This is a genomic window from Reyranella sp. CPCC 100927, assembly GCF_007859315.1.
Lineage (GTDB): Bacteria > Pseudomonadota > Alphaproteobacteria > Reyranellales > Reyranellaceae > Vineibacter.
In genome coordinates this window covers 1-1518 of record NZ_VOHA01000060.1, presented here as the reverse complement: position 1 = coordinate 1518, position 1518 = coordinate 1, and the positions used below count along the sequence as shown (strand labels likewise).

The following is a 1518-nucleotide window of genomic DNA, read 5'->3' as shown; positions in this document are numbered from 1 at the left end:
GCACCACGCTGCCTGCCGGCGCCGTCACGGGTGGCCGCGGCGGCACCGGCGGGCATGGCGGCAGCGGAGGTGGTGGCGGCGGCGGCGGTGCCGGCGGCGACGGTGCCACTCTGACCAGCGCCGGCAGCATCACCGTGTCTCCCGGCCAGGTCATCACGGGCGGAGTCGGCGGCAACGGCGGCAACGGCAACGGCTCAGGTCGTTACGATGGCGGCGGCGGCGGCGGCGGCGGCTTCGGATTGGCGACCGACTCGACCGTCGACAATCGCGGCGTGATCCGTGGCGGCAACGGTGGTAACGGCGGCGACGGCAGCCCCGGCGGTCCGCTCGGCTACACTGGCATCGGCGGCAGCGGCGCGTCTGCCGGTCACGGCGTTGTCGCGGGCAACGGGACGCTCATCAACAGCGGCACCATCACCGGCGGCGACGGCGGCCTGGGTGGCATGGGCCTCGTCGATGGCGGCACCGCCGTCGGTCGCTCCAACCTCGGTTTCGGCGGCGTCGGCGTCTTGGGCAGCAATCTCACCATCATCAACAGCGGCACGATCTCGGGCGGCTTCATAGGTGGCTTCTCCGGCAGCGAGGCCGCGCGCGTTCCCGCCATCTTGTTTGTCGGCACCAACAACCGCCTGGAACTGCAGGCCGGGTCAGTGATCAACGGGATCGTCGATGCCACCCTTGCGACCGGCAACACGCTGGCCCTGGGCGGATCAGCCAACAGCAGCTTCGATGTCTCGTCGATCGGTCCGGCGGCGCAATATCGCGGCTTCGGGGCCTACGAGAAGACCGGCGGCAGCACCTGGACACTGACCGGCACCACGACCCAAGTCACACCCTGGACCCTCCGCGAAGGTTCGCTGAGCATTGCCTCGGACGGCAGCCTGGGGGACGTATCGGGCACGCTGACACTGGCGGGTGGCACGCTGCTCACCACCGCGCCGATCACGACGGCGCGCGCCGTCGCGATGGCGGGCGGCACGATCCAGAGCGATGCCGACCTGACCCTGACCGGGACCATCAGCGGCACCGGCGGCGTCACCAAGACCGGCGCCGGCACGCTGACCGCGACCGGCACCGGCGGTTACAGCGGGACAACGCAGATCGCCGCCGGCACCATGGCCGTCGCGAACGGCGGCAGCCTGGCGACCGGCGACGTGGGCGTGGGCGGTGTGTCCGGATCGAACGCCACCCTGCGCGTCGACGGCCAGAATTCAACCTGGCAGGCATCCTCCATTCTCGTTGGCCGCGCCGGTACTGGCGCGATGAATGTCACGACTGGCGGTCGTGTCGTCATCACGGGCGGCGGCCTCAACATTGCCGACAATCCCGGACAAGACGGGACCGTCACTGTGTCCGGCGCCGGCGCCACCGTGACGACGACCGACGTGCTGACCCTGGGCGGCGTCGGCTCGGCCACGGTCAGCAACGGCGGGCGCATCGTCTCCAGTGGCACCGCTGCTGCCGGCAACAATCCCGGCGGCCAGGGCACCTTCGTGGTCACGGGCGCCGGATCGGTCT

General features: G+C 71.1%; 1 pseudogene. It reads left to right on the top strand.

From position 1 onward, the window contains the following. Positions 1-1518: pseudogene (locus tag FQU96_RS41940) on the top strand (autotransporter domain-containing protein); the annotation flags it as partial.